1 rRNA gene is annotated in these 2,168 nt (G+C 49.7%); it reads right to left on the bottom strand.

Going from position 1 to position 2,168, the window contains the following annotated elements:
• Positions 1-2,139: ribosomal RNA gene (locus V2H41_RS13920) — 23S ribosomal RNA — on the bottom strand; the annotation flags it as partial.
• Positions 2,140-2,168: the final 29 nt, after the last annotated feature.

Here is a 2,168-nt window from a genome sequence, read left to right as displayed (position 1 = left end):
AACAGGGATTAGATTTCAAATCAAAGAAGGTTGGTATTTCACCGACCGCTCCACCCTACCTGGCGGCAAGGCTTCATAGCGTCCCAACTATCCTACACATCCGTAATTCAAAATCAATGCAAAGTTGTAGTGAAGGTTCACGGGGTCTTTCCGTCCCGTGGCGGGTAACCGGCATCTTCACCGATACTACAATTTCACCGGGCTCGTGGAGGAGACAGCGTTCAACTCATTAGACCATTCGTGCAGGTCGGAACTTACCCGACAAGGAATTTCGCTACCTTAGGACCGTTATAGTTACGGCCGCCGTTTACTGGGGCTTCAGTCAGGAGCTTTGGCTTGCGCCGAACACCCTTCCTTAACCTTCCAGCACCGGGCAGGTATCAGGCTCTATACGTCATCTTACGATTTTGCAGGGCCCTATGTTTTTGTTAAACAGTTGGTTGAACCTTTTCACTGAGACCTACCAACAAAGTAGGTACGCTTTATCCCGAAGTTACAGCGTCAATTTGCCTAGTTCCTTCTCCACGGCTCACCCGAGCGCCTTAGAATACTCATCCCGTCTACCTGTGTCGGTTTGCGGTACCGGCTGCTATACTCGCTTTTCTCGGAAGTGCTTTCAGTAATGCGCTTCACCCGAAGGATCCGCTCGGCTATTCCGTCAGCCTAGTTACCTAAGGCCCTTCGTCACTTTTAATGTATAGCAGGTGCAGGAATATTAACCTGCTTTCCATCAGCTACCCCTTTCGGGTTCGCCTAAGGACCGGACTAACCCTGATCCGATTAACGTTGATCAGGAACCCTTAGACTTTCGGCGATAAGGTTTTTCACCTTATTTATCGTTACTTATGCCTACATTTTCTTTTCCCAACGCTCCAGCATGCGTCGCCACACACCTTCAACGCAGATGGGAATGCTCCCCTACCGATTTACCACCTAGTGGCAATCATAGAGCTTCGGCTCATAGTTTAATACCCGATTATTTTCCGCGCAGAGTCTCTCGACCAGTGAGCTGTTACGCACTCTTTAAATGAATTGCTGCTTCCAAGCAAACATCCTGGCTGTTATAGAAACTCTACATCGTTTGATTAACTTAACTATGTATTGGGGGCCTTAGCTGCTATTCTGGGTTATTTCCCTCTCGGCCATGGACCTTAGCGCCCACAGCCTCACTCCCGGTAAACATCTATTAGCATTCGGAGTTTATCAGGGTTTGGTAGGCGGTGAAGCCCCCTAGCCCAATCAGTAGCTCTACCTCTAACAGACTATTAACCGAGGCTGTTCCTAAAAACATTTCGGGGAGAACGAGCTATCTCTCAGTTTGATTGGCCTTTCACCCCTATCCACAGGTCATCCCAAAGCTTTTCAACGCTTACGGGTTCGGACCTCCAGTGTGTGTTACCACACCTTCATCCTGCCCATGGATAGATCACAAAGTTTCGCGTCTACCCCCACTGACTAAGCGCCCTATTCGGACTCGCTTTCGCTACGGCTCCGTTATTTCTTAACTTAACCTCGCCAGTGAGGAGTAACTCGTAGGCTCATTATGCAAAAGGCACGCCGTCACCGCTTGCGCGGCTCCGACCGCTTGTAGGCGTACGGTTTCAGGTACTATTTCACTCCCTTATTTAGGGTGCTTTTCACCTTTCCCTTACGGTACTGGTTCACTATCGGTGTCTGAGGAGTATTTAGCCTTACCGGATGGTGCCGGCAGATTCAGACAGGATTCCTCCGGTCCCGCCCTACTCAGGATACCACGCGTCATCGATCATTTCCGCTTACAGGACTATCACCTCCTACGGTTCATCTTTCCAGATGATTCGGCTTGAGATCGAATCCTAAATGTGGTCCTACAACCCCAAAGCAGCACGCCGCTCTGGTTTGGGCTCTTCCCCTTTCGCTCGCCACTACTCAGGGAATCACTATTGTTTTCTTTTCCTCCGCCTACTTAGATGTTTCAGTTCAGCGGGTTGGCCTCCTGATTGCTCAGGATGATACGTCTTCAACGTACCAGGTTGTCCCATTCGGAAATCCAGGGATGTAACGCTTGTGTGCAGCTCCCCCTGGCTTATCGCAGCTTACCACGTCCTTCTTCGCCTCTCAGACCCAAGGCATCCACCATACGCCCTTAGTCGCTTTAAATAAGTTTCTAAAATTGTAGTTACCCACTC

This window comes from Niabella digestorum, assembly GCF_036409055.1.
GTDB lineage: Bacteria > Bacteroidota > Bacteroidia > Chitinophagales > Chitinophagaceae > Niabella > Niabella composti.
Note: the sequence above shows the minus strand (reverse complement) of the source record. Positions and strands in the feature narration are given on the sequence as shown.